Source organism: Sorangiineae bacterium MSr11954, from assembly GCA_037157815.1.
GTDB classification, from domain to species: Bacteria; Myxococcota_A; Polyangia; order Polyangiales; family Polyangiaceae; genus Pendulispora; species Pendulispora albinea.
The window spans coordinates 6,701,923-6,715,540 of the sequence record CP089984.1; the positions used below are offsets into that span (position 1 = coordinate 6,701,923).

General features: G+C 67.0%; 14 protein-coding genes. 5 read left to right on the forward strand and 9 right to left on the reverse strand.

Annotation, left to right across the window (positions count from 1 at the left end; translation table 11 throughout):
- Positions 1–102: 102 nt before the first annotated feature.
- From LZC94_25810 to LZC94_25825, 4 genes are all read right to left on the reverse strand, one after another.
- A complete protein-coding gene (locus LZC94_25810; protein WXB11275.1) occupies positions 103–771 on the reverse strand; it encodes an ATP-dependent Clp protease proteolytic subunit in 669 nt (222 codons plus the stop codon).
- 3 nt (positions 772–774) lie between these two features.
- A complete protein-coding gene (tig, locus tag LZC94_25815; GenBank protein WXB11276.1) occupies positions 775–2,079 on the reverse strand; it encodes a trigger factor in 1,305 nt (434 codons plus the stop codon).
- A gap of 371 nt (positions 2,080–2,450) precedes the next feature.
- Complete coding sequence (locus LZC94_25820) at positions 2,451–2,636, reverse strand: transcriptional regulator (protein ID WXB11277.1); 186 nt, start codon at positions 2,634–2,636, stop codon at positions 2,451–2,453.
- Positions 2,637–2,678: 42 nt separating this feature from the next.
- Positions 2,679–2,876, reverse strand: coding sequence for a hypothetical protein (locus tag LZC94_25825; GenBank protein WXB11278.1), 198 nt, complete (start codon positions 2,874–2,876; stop codon positions 2,679–2,681).
- 264 nt (positions 2,877–3,140) lie between these two features.
- Here LZC94_25825 and LZC94_25830 point away from each other — a divergent pair, with 264 nt between their 5' ends.
- Positions 3,141–3,980 carry an AAA family ATPase gene (locus tag LZC94_25830; GenBank protein WXB11279.1) on the forward strand — a complete coding sequence of 280 codons (840 nt, stop codon included), beginning with the start codon at positions 3,141–3,143 and terminating at the stop codon, positions 3,978–3,980.
- A complete protein-coding gene (locus LZC94_25835; GenBank protein ID WXB11280.1) occupies positions 3,973–4,896 on the forward strand; it encodes a ParB/RepB/Spo0J family partition protein in 924 nt (307 codons plus the stop codon). The genes LZC94_25830 and LZC94_25835 overlap by 8 nt, the downstream gene beginning before the upstream one ends.
- A 65-nt stretch (positions 4,897–4,961) precedes the next feature.
- Here the strand turns inward: LZC94_25835 and folD are convergent, their stop codons facing one another.
- The 3 genes from folD to lspA are packed head-to-tail and all read right to left on the reverse strand — an operon-like array spanning position 4,962 to position 7,649.
- Positions 4,962–5,834, reverse strand: a complete 873-nt coding sequence (gene folD / locus LZC94_25840; GenBank protein WXB11281.1) for a bifunctional methylenetetrahydrofolate dehydrogenase/methenyltetrahydrofolate cyclohydrolase FolD — start codon at positions 5,832–5,834, stop codon at positions 4,962–4,964.
- Positions 5,835–5,843: 9 nt separating this feature from the next.
- On the reverse strand, positions 5,844–6,782 hold the full coding sequence (locus LZC94_25845; protein WXB11282.1) for a prolipoprotein diacylglyceryl transferase: 939 nt from the start codon (positions 6,780–6,782) through the stop codon (positions 5,844–5,846).
- 12 nt (positions 6,783–6,794) lie between these two features.
- The gene (lspA, locus tag LZC94_25850) at positions 6,795–7,649 is read right to left on the reverse strand and encodes a signal peptidase II (GenBank protein WXB11283.1); all 855 of its coding nucleotides are present in this window, start codon (positions 7,647–7,649) and stop codon (positions 6,795–6,797) included.
- 36 nt (positions 7,650–7,685) lie between these two features.
- Between lspA and LZC94_25855 the strand changes: the two genes are divergently transcribed.
- Complete coding sequence (locus LZC94_25855) at positions 7,686–8,168, forward strand: transcriptional repressor (GenBank protein WXB11284.1); 483 nt, start codon at positions 7,686–7,688, stop codon at positions 8,166–8,168.
- Here LZC94_25855 and LZC94_25860 read toward each other — a convergent pair.
- Positions 8,165–8,464, reverse strand: coding sequence for a hypothetical protein (locus LZC94_25860; GenBank protein WXB11285.1), 300 nt, complete (start codon positions 8,462–8,464; stop codon positions 8,165–8,167). The genes LZC94_25855 and LZC94_25860 overlap by 4 nt on opposite strands.
- On the opposite strand from LZC94_25860, the gene LZC94_25865 reads away from it, so the two are divergent.
- Together LZC94_25865 and LZC94_25870 are read left to right on the forward strand one after the other, a co-directional pair.
- On the forward strand, positions 8,457–9,212 hold the full coding sequence (locus LZC94_25865; protein ID WXB11286.1) for a cyclase family protein: 756 nt from the start codon (positions 8,457–8,459) through the stop codon (positions 9,210–9,212). The two genes, LZC94_25860 and LZC94_25865, sit on opposite strands and share 8 nt — an antisense overlap.
- 285 nt (positions 9,213–9,497) lie before the next feature.
- A complete protein-coding gene (locus LZC94_25870) occupies positions 9,498–11,879 on the forward strand; it encodes a DEAD/DEAH box helicase (GenBank protein WXB11287.1) in 2,382 nt (793 codons plus the stop codon).
- A 114-nt stretch (positions 11,880–11,993) separates the two neighbouring features.
- Here LZC94_25870 and LZC94_25875 read toward each other — a convergent pair whose 3' ends face one another.
- Positions 11,994–13,604, reverse strand: coding sequence for a hypothetical protein (locus LZC94_25875; GenBank protein ID WXB11288.1), 1,611 nt, complete (start codon positions 13,602–13,604; stop codon positions 11,994–11,996).
- Between the last annotated feature and the right edge of the window lie 14 nt (positions 13,605–13,618).

A 13,618-nucleotide genomic window follows, 5' to 3' on the forward strand; every position in this document is an offset into this window, starting at 1 on the left:
CAAGCTTGCGCGCGCGCTCCGTTCACGAGTTTCCGAAATAAACCGAGCACACGCGCCGCCTTCGCTACCGCCGTCTCTTCCCTAGATTGGGCGCGACGTCTTCTATTTCTCGCCTTTTTTCTTGGGAACGAGCACATCATCGATGATGCCGTACTCTTTCGCCTGGGCACCGCTGAGATAGAAATCGCGGTCGATGTCTTTCAGAATCTGGTCACGCGGCTTACCTGTGGCCTGCGTCAGGATGTCCGCCACCACGTCCTTCAGGTGTCGAATTTCACGCGCCTGGATCTCGATGTCGGTCGCCTGCCCGCGCGCGCCGCCCAGCGGCTGGTGAATCATGATGCGCGCGTTCGGCAACGCAACGCGCCGGCCCTTCGCGCCGGCGGCGAGGAGCACGGCCGCCATCGATGCCGCCATGCCCAGACACATGGTGGAAACGGTGGAGCGAACGTGCTGCATCGTGTCATAGATGGCCAACCCACTCGTCACCACACCGCCGGGCGAGTTGATGTAGAGCATGACCTCCTTGTCGGGGTCTTCGCTCTCGAGGAAGAGCAGCTGGGCGATGACGATGTTGGCCACATCGTCGTTGATCTCGGTGCCGAGAAAGACGATGCGGTCCTTGAGGAGGCGGCTGAAGATGTCCCAGTTGCGCTCCCCGCGATGCGTGGTCTCGACCACGGTCGGGTAGATGATGTTCCCCGCGCTAACACGCTCGTGGCGCTCGAGCAGGTCGACTGCTTGAGCTCGGTTCTCCGGACGCTTGCTCATGTTTTAGGCGTTCTCCGTCTTTTCTTCAGATTCCTTAGCCTCTGAGGTCCCCTCGGGCAAAGCCGGTGCATCCACAATCTTCGACTTGGCCTCCAAGAGATCCAGGATCTTGTCCTCGAGGATCATGCCGATGAGGATGTCGCGCTTGCTCTTTTCCCGATACTCCGCGCGCACCTTGGCGACGTTCTTTCCCGTCTCCTCGGCGAGCTCTTTGAGGCCGTTCTCGATGTCTTCGTCGGTGACCTTGATCTCCAGTTTGCGCGCGATGTGCGCCATGAGCAAACCGGCGCGCACCTTCTTCTCCGCGTCGGCGTGAATCGTGCCGTGGAGGGCGGCCCACTGCTCCTGCGTGATCGGCTGGCCGGCGCGGCGGGCCTGCTGGAGGATCTGCGTCTCCATCAACTTGCACTGCTGCTGAACGAGCGACGGCGGGACCTCCACCGGGTTGTTCTCGTTGAGCTTCTCCACGATCTGCTCGGCGATGGCCGTGTCGACCTGGTCTTTCGCGGCCTTCTGCAGGCGCGTGTGCACGTCGGCGCGGAGCTCGACCAAGGTTTGGAACTGGCCCACGTCCTTCGCGAACTCGTCGTCGAGGTTGGGGAGCACCTTCTCTTTGATCTCGCCCACCGTGATGGCGAACGTGCCCTTCTTGCCGCGGAAGTCCTCGCGCGGGTGGCGCTCGGGGAACTCCGACGTGACCTCGACCTTGTCGCCCACGCTCTTGCCGGTGAGGCCTAGGTCGAGCTCGGGGAGGATCTGCTTCGAGCCCAGCTCGAGCTGCACGCCCTGGCCGCCGCCGTCTTTGACCTCTTTGCCGTCGACGCTCAACGTAAAGTCGATGACCACGATGTCACCGGCCTGCGCGGGGCGCGCCGGCTCGGGGGCCTTGAGGGTGGCGAGGCCCTGGCGCAGACGCTCGATCTGCTCGTCGACCATCGAATCGGTGACCTCGGAGGCCGGGCGGCTCAGTTCGAAGCCCTCGTATTTCACCTCCTCGATCTCGGGCGAGACCTCGAAGCGCGCCTTGTACGAGAACGCTGCCTTCGGGTCGATTTTGCCGGCCTCCACGTCGGGTTGGCTGATGGGCGTCACGTTCTTGTCCGTGAGCACCTGCGGCAGGGTGCTGTTCACGATGACGTTGGCCACGTCATTTTGCACCTGGGGACCATAGAGCTGCGAGAGCACGCTTCGCGGTGCTTTGCCGGGGCGGAACCCTTTGACGTGCGCCTTCTTGCCGAGGTTCACGTAGGCCTTGTCGACCTCGGTCTTGACCGTGTCGGCAGGGATTTCGATCTGAAGCTCCATCATGACGGGAGAGATGCGAGAAAGTGTAACTTGCATGTTTGTTCCTGAGGACGATTGGCCAGCCTTGGGTTCCAGAGGGCTCGCCACCATACTGCGGCCGGGGGTGCCGTCAAGCTACGCAGAAGGCCGATCCGCCCCGAAACCCGCCCGGCCGTCCGAAGGACGATGCCCGAGCTCGGGAAGAGGTCTCCGGAGGGCGGCGCGTTAAAAAAGCGCGCCCTCCGATCGAGGCGTGACCGGAGGGCGCAAGGTCCCGGGAGGGGGGACCCAAGTCGGTGATGGTGGCGGCGGTCCGCCGCGGGCGGCGACCGTCTGCCCGCACATTGTGGAGACGGTCTGTCGCCGGGTGGAACGCGCCGGCCCGCGGGCGGCGCTCAGTACTCGTCGTCGTCGTCGTCTTGGTCGGCGTACTCGTCGTGCTGGTCGTCGAAGAGCATGTCGCTGCCCTCGAAGACCGTCTCCTGCATCAAGTCTTCGAGGGAAAACCCGACGCGAAAGTCCGGGCGCAGCTCTTCGCGCGAAAAGTCCTCGATCGTTCGGTAATTCTTCGGTGCGGGCATGGGGTCTCCTGAGCTGAGAAACGCGGGCTCCGGTGCCGAGAGCTAAGGTTTGAGGGCATCCATGGCCGTTCGCGACCCATCGGGACGCAAGGCGGCGCGATCGAGGCGAATGACGTCGGCCAAACGTCGGCCCGAGGAGGACGAGGTGCGCGGCGACGGCGCCCAGAAGGTCCGCATGACGCTCGCGCGCGACGGCTCGTCCTGGAGGCAGACGAATATTTTACGGAAGCTTGCCCGCATGGTGCTCCTCCCCTTCTTCCTCATCATCTGTGTTCGCGATGCAGTTCGAAACGCGTCTCGGTGCGTCGTTTCCCTACATCTGGACACAACATACTACGACGGATGAGGAGGTCAAAAAACCGCGCACGGTTTCGCAAGCGCCTTGGAAGCGAGCCGGGAAGAGCGGCTCGCTGCGCGCGAAGCCCGCGAAAAACATGGGGCTCGCCCATCGCCCGGAGCGTGGGTCGGAAGGACGAAGCGTTTCCGTGATAGGACTCCGCGACGATGCCCGCGCGCCCTTCTGCCAACGCCTCGAACAAGCGATCGGCCACCTCCTCGAAGCCCGCTGATCCGCGGATTGTCGCCGTGGTGAACCAAAAAGGAGGCGTCGGCAAGACGACGACCGCCGTGAACCTCGCGGCCAGCGTGGCGGCGGCCGAGCGAAAGACGCTCTTGCTCGACCTCGACCCTCAGGGGAACGCGAGCTCCGGGGTAGGTGTTCGCCCGCGCACCGTCGAGCGCAGCGTCTACGATTGCCTCATCGGCCGCTCCACATTGAAGGATGTCATCGTGGAGACGGAGGTGCCTGGGCTGCACATCGCGCCGGCCACGCAAGATCTGGTCGCAGCCGAGCTCGAGCTGGTCGACGATCCCGAGCGGGCGACGCGCTTGAAGTCGGCGCTGCTCGCCCTTCTCGCGCGCGACAAATACGAGTACGTCTTCGTCGACTGCCCCCCGTCGCTCGGGCTCCTCACGGTGAATGCGCTCACGGCGGCCAACCGGGTGCTCGTGCCGCTGCAGTGCGAATACTATGCGCTGGAAGGACTCACGCACTTGATGGCGACCATCGACCGCATCAAGAATGGGACGAACCCGGGCCTGGAGGTCGAAGGGATCGTGCTCACCATGTTCGATGCGCGAAACAACCTGGCGCATCAAGTGGCCGACGAAGTGCGGCGGCACTTCCACGTGTTCGAATCCGTCATCCCGCGCAACGTGCGCCTCTCGGAAGCACCCTCGCACGGCAAGCCCGTGCTCCTCTACGATGTGCAATCGAAGGGCGCCCAAGGTTATTTAGGTCTCGCCCGTGAAATCCTCAGCGCAAAGCCGCTCGCCCATGACTGAAAAAAGCGTCACCTCGCCGCCGAAGCGCGCCCTGGGCCGCGGGCTCGACGCGCTCTTGCCCGTGGCCCAGCCCCCCGCCCGCGGCTACGGCGACAAGAGCGTCTTTCTCTGCGCGCTCGAAAAGCTCACGCCCCAAAAGGGCCAGCCGCGCCGCGTATTCGAAAAAGAGGCGCTCGAGGAGCTCGCCGCCTCGATCAAAGAGCACGGGCTGCTCGAACCTCTGGTCGTTCGCCGGGTGGACGCGAGCGATCAGTTCGAAATCATCGCCGGCGAGCGCCGGTGGCGGGCCTCGCAAAAGGCCGGTCTGCACGAAGTGCTGGTGGTGGTCAAAGACGTCTCGCCCGCGGCCGCCTTCGAGCTGGCGCTCATCGAGAACGTGCAGCGCGAGGATCTGAACGCGATCGAGCTCGCCGAGGCGCTGGCGCGGCTGGTTCAGGAGCACGGGTATACGCAGGAGTCGCTGGCCGAGCGCCTGGGGAAGGATCGAACGACGATCGCCAACAGCTTGCGGCTGATGAAGTTGCCGACGCGGGTGCGCGATCAGGTCATCGACGGCACGTTGAGCGAGGGGCATGCGCGGGCGCTGCTCGGCATCGTCGATGCGCCGGCCATGGAGCGGCTCTCGGAGAAGGTGATTCGCGGGCGTCTGAGCGTGCGGGCCACCGAGGCGCTGGTGCGCAAGGAGAAGTCGTCGGGCGGGTCGGGTGCCGCGGCGGCCGGCGCAAATGGCAAGAAGGCGGCGGCGGATGCTGCGCCGGCGAAGAGCAGCGCCGTGCGGGATCTCGAGGCGCGGCTGACGCGCAAGCTGGGGACCAAAGTCGAGGTCCGGGATCAGGGGAACAAGGGGGAGATTGTCGTTCCGTATGCGGATTTGGATGCGCTGGATCGGATTTTGGACAAATTGATGGGGACGTAGAGGGCGGGTCCCCCGCACCGCCCCTCAGCTCCCTGGGCCTGCGCCTGCCCCTGCCTGTCTACGGCCTACCGCTTTTCCATGCGCGCGGTGGCGGCCGTGACGGTGTTCTCCAGCAAGTACGCGATGGTCATCGGCCCCACGCCGCCCGGCACCGGGGTGATGGCCGACGCCACTTCGGCGGCCTCGGCGAATGTCACATCGCCGACGAGCTTCGTCTTGCCATTGCCGGCGTCGATGCGGTTCATGCCCACGTCGATGACGATGGCGCCGGGTTTGACGAAGTCGCCGCGGATCAGATCGGCTTTACCGACAGCGGCGACGAGAATGTCGGCCTCGCGGCAGACGGCGGCGAGGTCCTCGGTGCGCGAGTGCGCGATGGTCACGGTGGCGTGCTCCGCCAGGAGCAGCTGGGCGACGGGCTTGCCGACGATGTTGCTCCGCCCAACGACCACGGCGCGAGCGCCTTTGAGGGTCGCGCCTGCGAGCGCGAGCAGACGCATGCACCCGCGCGGCGTACAGGGAACCAGACCCGGGCGGCCGGAGGCGAGGAGGCCAGCGTTGATGGGGTGAAACCCGTCGACGTCTTTGGCGGGGGAGACCGCGTCCAGAATGCGCTGCTCGCGCAGCCCCTTGGGGAGCGGGAGCTGCACCAGGATGCCATCGGTGGCCTCGTCCGCGTTGAGCCGCTGCACGAGCGCGAGCACCTCGTCTTCGGGGGTCGCGGCGGGGAGCACGTGCAGCCGCCCGCGCATGCCGACCTCGTTCGACGCCTTCTCCTTGTTGCGCGTGTACACCTGGCTGGCCGGATCGTCGCCCACCAAGATGACCTCGAGCCCCGGCGCGCGGCCGTACTTTGCCTTGAACGCATCGACGGAGACGCGAACCTCCGCCCTCACCGTCTCTGCAAGTGCCTTCCCGTCTAGAATTCGCGCTGCCACGTAGACCTCCTAGTGCCCGACCGCGCGGAGCCAGAGCCGCGCGCGCGAGGACCGATGCGCCGCGATGGCGGCGGCGATGAGAACCATACCGATGCCCAGAAGCTGGGACGTGGAGAGACCGAGCAGACCGCCTCGATCGTCATCGCGCCAGAACTCGATGATAAAGCGCGCCACCGCGTACAGCACGAGGAATGCCGCGAAGACTTGGCCGTCGTACTTCTTTCGCGGGTGCACGTAAAGGAGGCAAAACGCCGCGATGGCGAACGCCGCCGCCGATTCGTAGATCTGTGTAGGATGCACGGAATGGCTCCACTCCGCGGCCGAGCGGAGCAAGCCGGCCTTGTGCTGCCCTTCGCTCGCCGGGCTGCGCGGCGGAAACGAGAGCCCCCACGGCACCTCGGTTCGAACGCCGTAGCAGCACCCCGCGAGCAAGCACCCCATGCGCCCGAAGCCGAGCCCGACGGGCACCGCGAAGCCGGCCATATCGGCGGCCTTCCAAAACGGAAAGCGATCGCGCTTCATGAGAAACCACGCCACCACCGAGGCGAGGATGAGCCCACCATAGTACGCGTAGCCGCCGGCCCAGAACTTCGCCCACGCAAAGCAGTCGGCCTCCTGCGGATGGCAAACCTGCCGGGCCGCGTCCCAGGTGCCGCCGTACGTGGAGAGGCACTCCGCCTTGCCGAGCGGCCAATCCACCGCGGCGGGGTTGGTGCACAGGTGCACGTAGTCCCAAAAGTACCCATCGGCGAAGACGTGCAAAAGCCTGCCGCCCGCCACCCCCGCGATGAGCATGGCGATGCCCAGATCGACCATGGCGTCGGTGTTCTCACCGATGCGCCGCGCCCACAGCACCGCAAAGGCGGTGGCCACCAAAAAGCCGGTGGTGAGCAACGTGAAATAAGCAGGGAACCCGACGCCGAACAGATTGAAGAGCTCGGGTCGCATGTGCGCCTGCGCTCAGTCGGCCGGTTTGGACTCGTGCGGCGCCTGCTGTCCGGCCTCCGGCGCGGGTGGCTCCCCCTCACCCGGCGGCGCCTCGGGCGACGCCGATGCCTCGGGCGATTCGGGCAACGCGGGCTCGGGCGGCGGCGTGATGAAAATCGGATCGATGGGCGCGAGGCGCGGGCGGCGGGCGGCGAACATGTCGATGGCCATCAAGGCCACGCCGACGCAGATGGCGATGTCGGCCACGTTGAAGGTCGGCCAGTGGTGATCCTGGCCTTTGTAGACCACGTGCACGTCGATGAAGTCGATGACGTGCCCATAGCGAATGCGGTCGAACACGTTCCCCAGCGCGCCGCCGAGGACCAGCGGGAGCCCCCACTTGAGCGCGCGCTGCCGCGGCTGGAGCCTGCGGTAGAGCGTGACGATGAACGCGATGGCCGCGGCGGAGACCAACAGAAAGAACGGCCGGCGGACGTTCTCGCTGGTGGACTGAAGGAGCCCCCATGCGCCGCCTCGGTTCTTGGCGAGGATGAAGGCGATGTGGTTCTCCCAGACGTGGATGATGCCCGGATAGCCGTCGAGCGTGCGCTCTGCCCAGAGCTTGGTCGAGACATCCGCGAACAGCGAGATGATCGACACGATGCAGAGAAAGGCGTAGGACGGCGAACCGCTCCCCTCCGCCCCGGGGATGATCCCCGATGAGCCAAAAGGAGCCCCCAACCGCGGAACGTCCGGCGCGGGCAAGGAAGACAGCGGCGCCGTCGCGGTGTGCCCCGCTTGAATCATGGGGTCGGGTGCGGGCGCGCTCGGCTCGGCCGGGGAATCGCTGGCTTGGATGGGGTCGGTGGTAGTGGTTTCGTTTCCCATGGAAATTCCAGGCCGCGCGATACTTACGCAATTTCGATGCGGGAGACCAGGGTCTGTCTTCCCCCTCGGCCATTGACTCGGTCGATTTTTGGACACAGTCTAAAGGCAGTGCTCCCCGATGTCGTCGACCTGTTACGCGATCATGGCATCCAGCCATCGGCCCAACGTGTGGCCGTCGCAAAATACGTTCTTCGGACCGATGAGCATCCGTCGGCGGACCAAGTTTGGCACAACGTGCGGCGCGGCTTCCCCATGTTGAGCCGGGCAACCGTCTACAACACGCTCAATTTGTTCGTGGAAAAAGGGCTCCTGCGGGAGTTCATCCTGGCGGAAGGCCGCCTCGTCTACGATCCCAAGACCGAGCGGCACCACCACTTCATCGACGAAACCACGGGCACCATTCACGACGTCCCATGGGATGCGGTGAACGTCTCCGGCGCCGAGACCTTGGGCGGCTTTCAGGTGCGCGACTACCAAGTGGTCATGCGCGGACAGAAGCTGCCACCCTCGCAGGGCTAGCCCGGAGCACGAGCTGGCGGGACGAGGACCGTCCCGAGCTCGCCCCGCAGGCGCGGCGCATCGCGCTCGAAGGCGCGGGTCAGGTGATCCCACACGGCCCGCACCCGGGCCGCGCGCAGCGAGGTGGGGTGGCCCACGAGCCAGATGGGCCGCCGCGGAAGCTCGGAGGGCTCGAGCACGCGCACCAGGTCGCGGGGCCGCGACGACGAAATCGGCGCCGCCAACCGGCTCGACGCGGAGCTCGTTCGCGACGCGGCCAAGTCGATCACCACGGGCAAGACGTATTCATTGGGCATCGAGGTCAACCACGATACGCCGGCCTACGGGCACCGGACCTTTCAGGTGTTCATGACGCAGCCCGAGACGCCGGCCGGCAAGACCATCGGGCCGAACAAGCTCACCTACAACGACGAGATGATCAAAGGGTGGATGGGCGTGGGGACGCAGCTCAATGGCCTCGGCCACGTCGGCGTCGACAACGTCTATTACAACGGGAACAGAGAGGTGGACTTCGTCACCGTCCACGGCGTCAAGAAGCTCGGTCTGGAGAAAGTTCCGCCCATCGTGACCCGCGGTGTGCTCCTCGACATGGCCGCGCACTTCGGAACGGACCTCGTCCGCGAAGGGACGTCGTTCGGGGCGGCCGCGATCGAGGCCGTCGCCCGAAAGCAAAACGTGCAGCTGCGAAAGGGCGACGTCGTGCTCTTTCACACGGGCTGGCTGGGCCTCATCGGCAAGGACGACAAGCGATTCCTGGCAGGCGGACCGGGCATCGACCGCGAAGCCGCCCGGTATCTGGCGGCCAAAGGCGTGGTGGCCGTCGGCGCGGATACGTGGGCCCTCGAGGTGGTGCCCGCCGAGCCGGGCGCCGGCACCTTCGAGGTGAATCAGTTCCTCATCGCCAAGAAGGGCATCTATGTGCTGGAGAACATCCAGACCGCGGCGCTGGCCAAGGACAAAGCGTACGAGTTCCTCTTCGTGCTCGGACACCCCAAGTACACGGGTACGACGCAGGCGATCATCAACCCGGTCGCCATTCGCTGAAGCGCGGCGGTGCGCGCAGCGCCTGTCGGGGAGGCCTAGGTGCTCCCGCCCAGCAACGCGGTCCGCGCGGTGCACCTCGGGAACCGCGGTGGGCGCGGCGGCCTTTTCAAAGATCGGATCGGGGCGCCACCTCGCGCTCGAGCGCCCGGCGCGCGACCGATCGCGCTTCTCCACCACGGTATCGTCCACCCACTCCAGCGCGAGCGCGTCGAGCCGGAACCGCGCTGCGCGCGGGCCCTCTTCGTCCCCCTTTCGCGGCACGATACATTTGTTTAGTGTACCCCCATGCCGTACTCTGGATCTGCTGCTTGGTCCAACTCGCGGGGGGTCGAATCGGTCCTCGACCGCTGGCTGAAGAGCAACATCGTGCGTCCGTGCTTCTGCGCCGACGAACACCTGGGCGGCGCCGAGGCCAAGGTCGTCCCCTTCCCCGAGGGTCTCTCGGAGCCGCTCGCCTCCGCCCTGCAAAAGCGCGGAATCAATGCGCTCTACACGCATCAAGCGCGCGCGTTCCAGCTGGCCCGAGAGCGCACGCGCTCGCACGCGGTGGTGGTCGCCACCCCCACGGCCAGCGGCAAGAGCCTGTGTTTTCACCTCCCGATGCTCGAGGCCCTGCGCGACGATCCCGACGCGCGCGGCATTTACCTCTTTCCGACCAAGGCGCTGGCGCGCGATCAAGAGGCGAGCTTGCGGGAGCTGATGACCCACGCCGGCATCGCCACCTCCGCCATCGTGTACGACGGCGACACACCGGGCGACGCACGGAGGGCGGCGCGGGAGCGAAGCCGGATCTTGCTCACCAACCCGGACATGCTCCACACCGGCATCCTCCCGCACCACACCAACTTCGCGCGCACGTTCCAGAACCTCGCGTACCTCGTCATCGACGAGATGCACATGTACAAGGGCGTCTTCGGCTCCCACGTGGCCAACGTGATCCGGCGCCTCTTGCGCGTGGCCGCCTTTCATGGCTCGCGCCCCGTCTTGATTGGCGCGACGGCCACCATCGGCAACCCGCGCGAGCACGCCGCGCGCCTCTTCGGCCTGCCGGAGGATGACGTGGAGCTCTTGGCCGAGAGCGGCGCCCCGCGCGGCGACCGGCGCTTCTTTCTCTTCAACCCGCCGGTGGTCAACGCGGAGCTGGGCATCCGCGCCAGCTACGTGAAGCAAGCGGTGATGCTGGCCGCCGATTTGGTGCGTGCCAAGGTCCCCACCCTCATCTTCGGGCACTCGCGCAACAACGTGGAGATCATGCTCCGCTACTTGCGCGACAAGGTCGCGCCCGACGTCGATCCGGCTCGCATCATGGGCTACCGCGGCGGCTATCTGCCGGAGGCGCGCCGCGAGATCGAGCGCGCGCTCCGGGCGGGCGAGCTCTTGGCCATCGTGGCCACCAACGCCCTGGAGCTCGGGATCGACGTGGGCGAGCTCGACGCGGTCATCTGCGCCGGCTACCCCGGTTCCATCGCCGCAACCTGGCAGCGCTTCGGGCGCGCGGGCCGGCGCGGCGGGCTATCCATCGCGGTGCTCATCACCTCGAGCGCGCCGGTGGATCAGTACCTGGCGCGCGAGCCGGGGTACCTGCTGGGCGCACCGGTGGAGGAGGCGCGCATCGATCCGGACAACGTGGAGATCGTGATCCAGCACGTGAAGTGCGGCGCCTTCGAGCTCCCCTTTGCGCGCGGGGAGGCTTACGGGGGGCTCACCGCGGAGGAGACGGGCGAGGCGCTCGACTTCCTCGCCCAGCGCCGGGTGCTGCACGAGACGCGCGGCACGTACCATTGGGCCGCCGACGCGTACCCGGCCAACAGCGTGTCCCTTCGCAGCGTGGGGTGGGACAACGTGATCATCGTCGACGTGGCGCGCGATAAGGCCATCGCGGAGATCGACTGGCGCGGCTCGCACACGATGCTGCACGAGCAGGCGATCTACCAGCACGACGGCGAGTGCTGGCAGGTGGAGAAGTTCGACTACGAGAACCACAAGGCGTTCGTGCGCAAAGTGGAGCCGGACTACTTCACCGACGCCATGACCTATACGAACATCTCCATCCTCGAGGAGAGCGCGCTCGGCGCCGCCACCAGCTCGTCCGACTGGCCCAGCGGCTGGGGCGAGGTGAGCGTGGTCGAGAAGGTGGTCGGCTACAAAAAGATCAAGTTCTACACGCACGAGAACGCCGGCTACGGCGAGGTGTTCCTGCCCGAAATGCAGATGCACACCACGGCGTTTTGGCTCACCATCCCCGAGCGCATCTGCGCCGAGATCCCCGCCGGGCGCACCGCCGCCATCGACGCCTTGCGCGGCATCGGCATCGCGCTGGAGACCGTATCGACCTTGGCCCTCATGTGCGATCCGCGCGATCTGGGCGCGACCCTCGGCGATGCCCACGAGAACGAAGACGGCGCGTCGCTGCCGCGAAAGGCGAAGGGCGGCCCCACGGCGGGCTACAACCCGACCCTCTTCCTCTACGAGCACATCCCCGGCGGCACCGGCCTCTCGCAGCGCATCTTCGAGCAGCGCGAGACGTTGCTCGCGCGGGCCCTCCGCCTCATCGAACGCTGCCCCTGCCCGGGCGGCTGCCCCGCCTGCGTGGGCCCCGCCGACACGGAGCACTCGCGCAAAGACGTGGCCGTGGATCTGCTGCGGCGGGTGGTGGCGACGGCGTGAGCCGCGCCCCGCGCCCTCGCCAATCCGTACACGTTCCGTACCCGATCGCGGGTCGTGCTTCGGGGACGTGTACAGGAACGGGGACGTGTACGGGGTCGAGAGGCGCGAGCGGGGCTACTGCCCGCCTACAGGCGTCGACGGCGACGCCGTATCGCGCATCGGGATGCGCGCCGGCTTGATCCGCGGGGGCTCCTTGAGCGGCCCCAGCGGCCACTCCACGAGCAGCGGGATCTTGGCGCGCGGCCCCGACTCGCGCACCACCCGGGCGCACTCGTCGATGGTGAGCCGGCGCGGCCCGAAGGGCGATGCGTCGGAGGCGTCGGAGTCCATGAGCAAGGTCGGCGTGTCGATCCCGTAGTCGTCGGGGTGCCCCGGAACGTTCATCAGCACATGCCCGAGCTCGTGCGCCAAGGTCAGGCTGCTGCGGCGCGCCCGCACCCCCGCGCGATCGAGCAGCACCACATTGCGAACGCTCGACAGGTCGCTCTGGATGAACGACTCGCCGATGCGCCCGCCGCCTGCGAATTGCGGGATCACGATGAGCTCGATGGTCGTGGGATCGCCGTCGTCCAGCGCCTTGATCAAGGTGCGCTCTTCCAACGTCCCGGCCATGGAGTCCATGTCGCCGAAGTGCTGCAGCCCGTCGGAGAAGTCCACGGCGCCGACCCGCACGCTCAAGGTCGAGTCGGTGGTGTTGACCAGCTCCGCCGAGGCCAGCTGCCCGCTCTTTCGCCGGAGCGATACATCGACGCTCCCCATGGCGCCGGGGCCGATGCGCGCGTTGGGCGAGACCACGGCCATGAAGCCCGCCCGCGAGGCCACCGCAGCAAACTCCCGCGCCGCGCGATCGGCCGACTCGCGCGGGCGCGTGTTCAACGTGACCTCCCGCCCGTCGATGCGCACGCGAACCTCGCCGCCGCTGGCGGGCAAGCCCATGTCGTCGCCGAACGCCACCAGGTGCGGCGGCGGCGGATCGATCACGCGCACATCGAGCGCCTGCGCGGGGCCGAAGGTGACGCCGCACTGCCCCCACACGGCCGACGCCAAGGCCAGCTCCGTGCGCAGCTGCGCCATGGCGCCCGCATCGTTGCCGCCGATGGCAGGCCCGCCGCCGGGTACGTTGCGCAGCACGAACGGCCGGAGCGTGGCCCGAAGCCGCGGAATGGGCCCGACCGGCGAGTTGCGCGGCCCCGCCACCCGCAACGTTTGCAGCTTGCGCCCCTTCGAGAGGACGACGATGGCCCCGCCCACCTCGGCGCGCAGCGAACGCGCTTCCACCACCGGATGGGCGCGATCGATCTCGTCGACCACGAACCGCAAGGGAACGGTGGCAAAGCAACGAAAGCGCGCCGGCGCGAGCGGCGGACACGTCACCGACTCCAGGGCGATCTCCGGAATGCGATCGAGCTTGGTCCCCGTGGCCGTGAGCGACTCCACGCCCAACGAGGGAACGGCGGCCTGCGGTGGGACCATCGCGGTCACCCGCAGCGCATCGGGATCTTCGTACTTGGCGTCCGCCGTGGGCGGGGCACGCTCGGGCGGCGTGCGCTCCAGGGAGGCGCGCTCGAGCGCGACATCGATGTCCTTGCCGGTGCCGTCGCGAAAGCCAACCTGCACCTCGTCCACCTCGGCGGCGGGGGCGTTCGCCGGCACGGTGACCGCGAACGTGCACACCGCGATCCCCAGAAGGGCGGCATGCAGGCCGGATCCACGCCACGATTGCATTCAGAATAGATGGT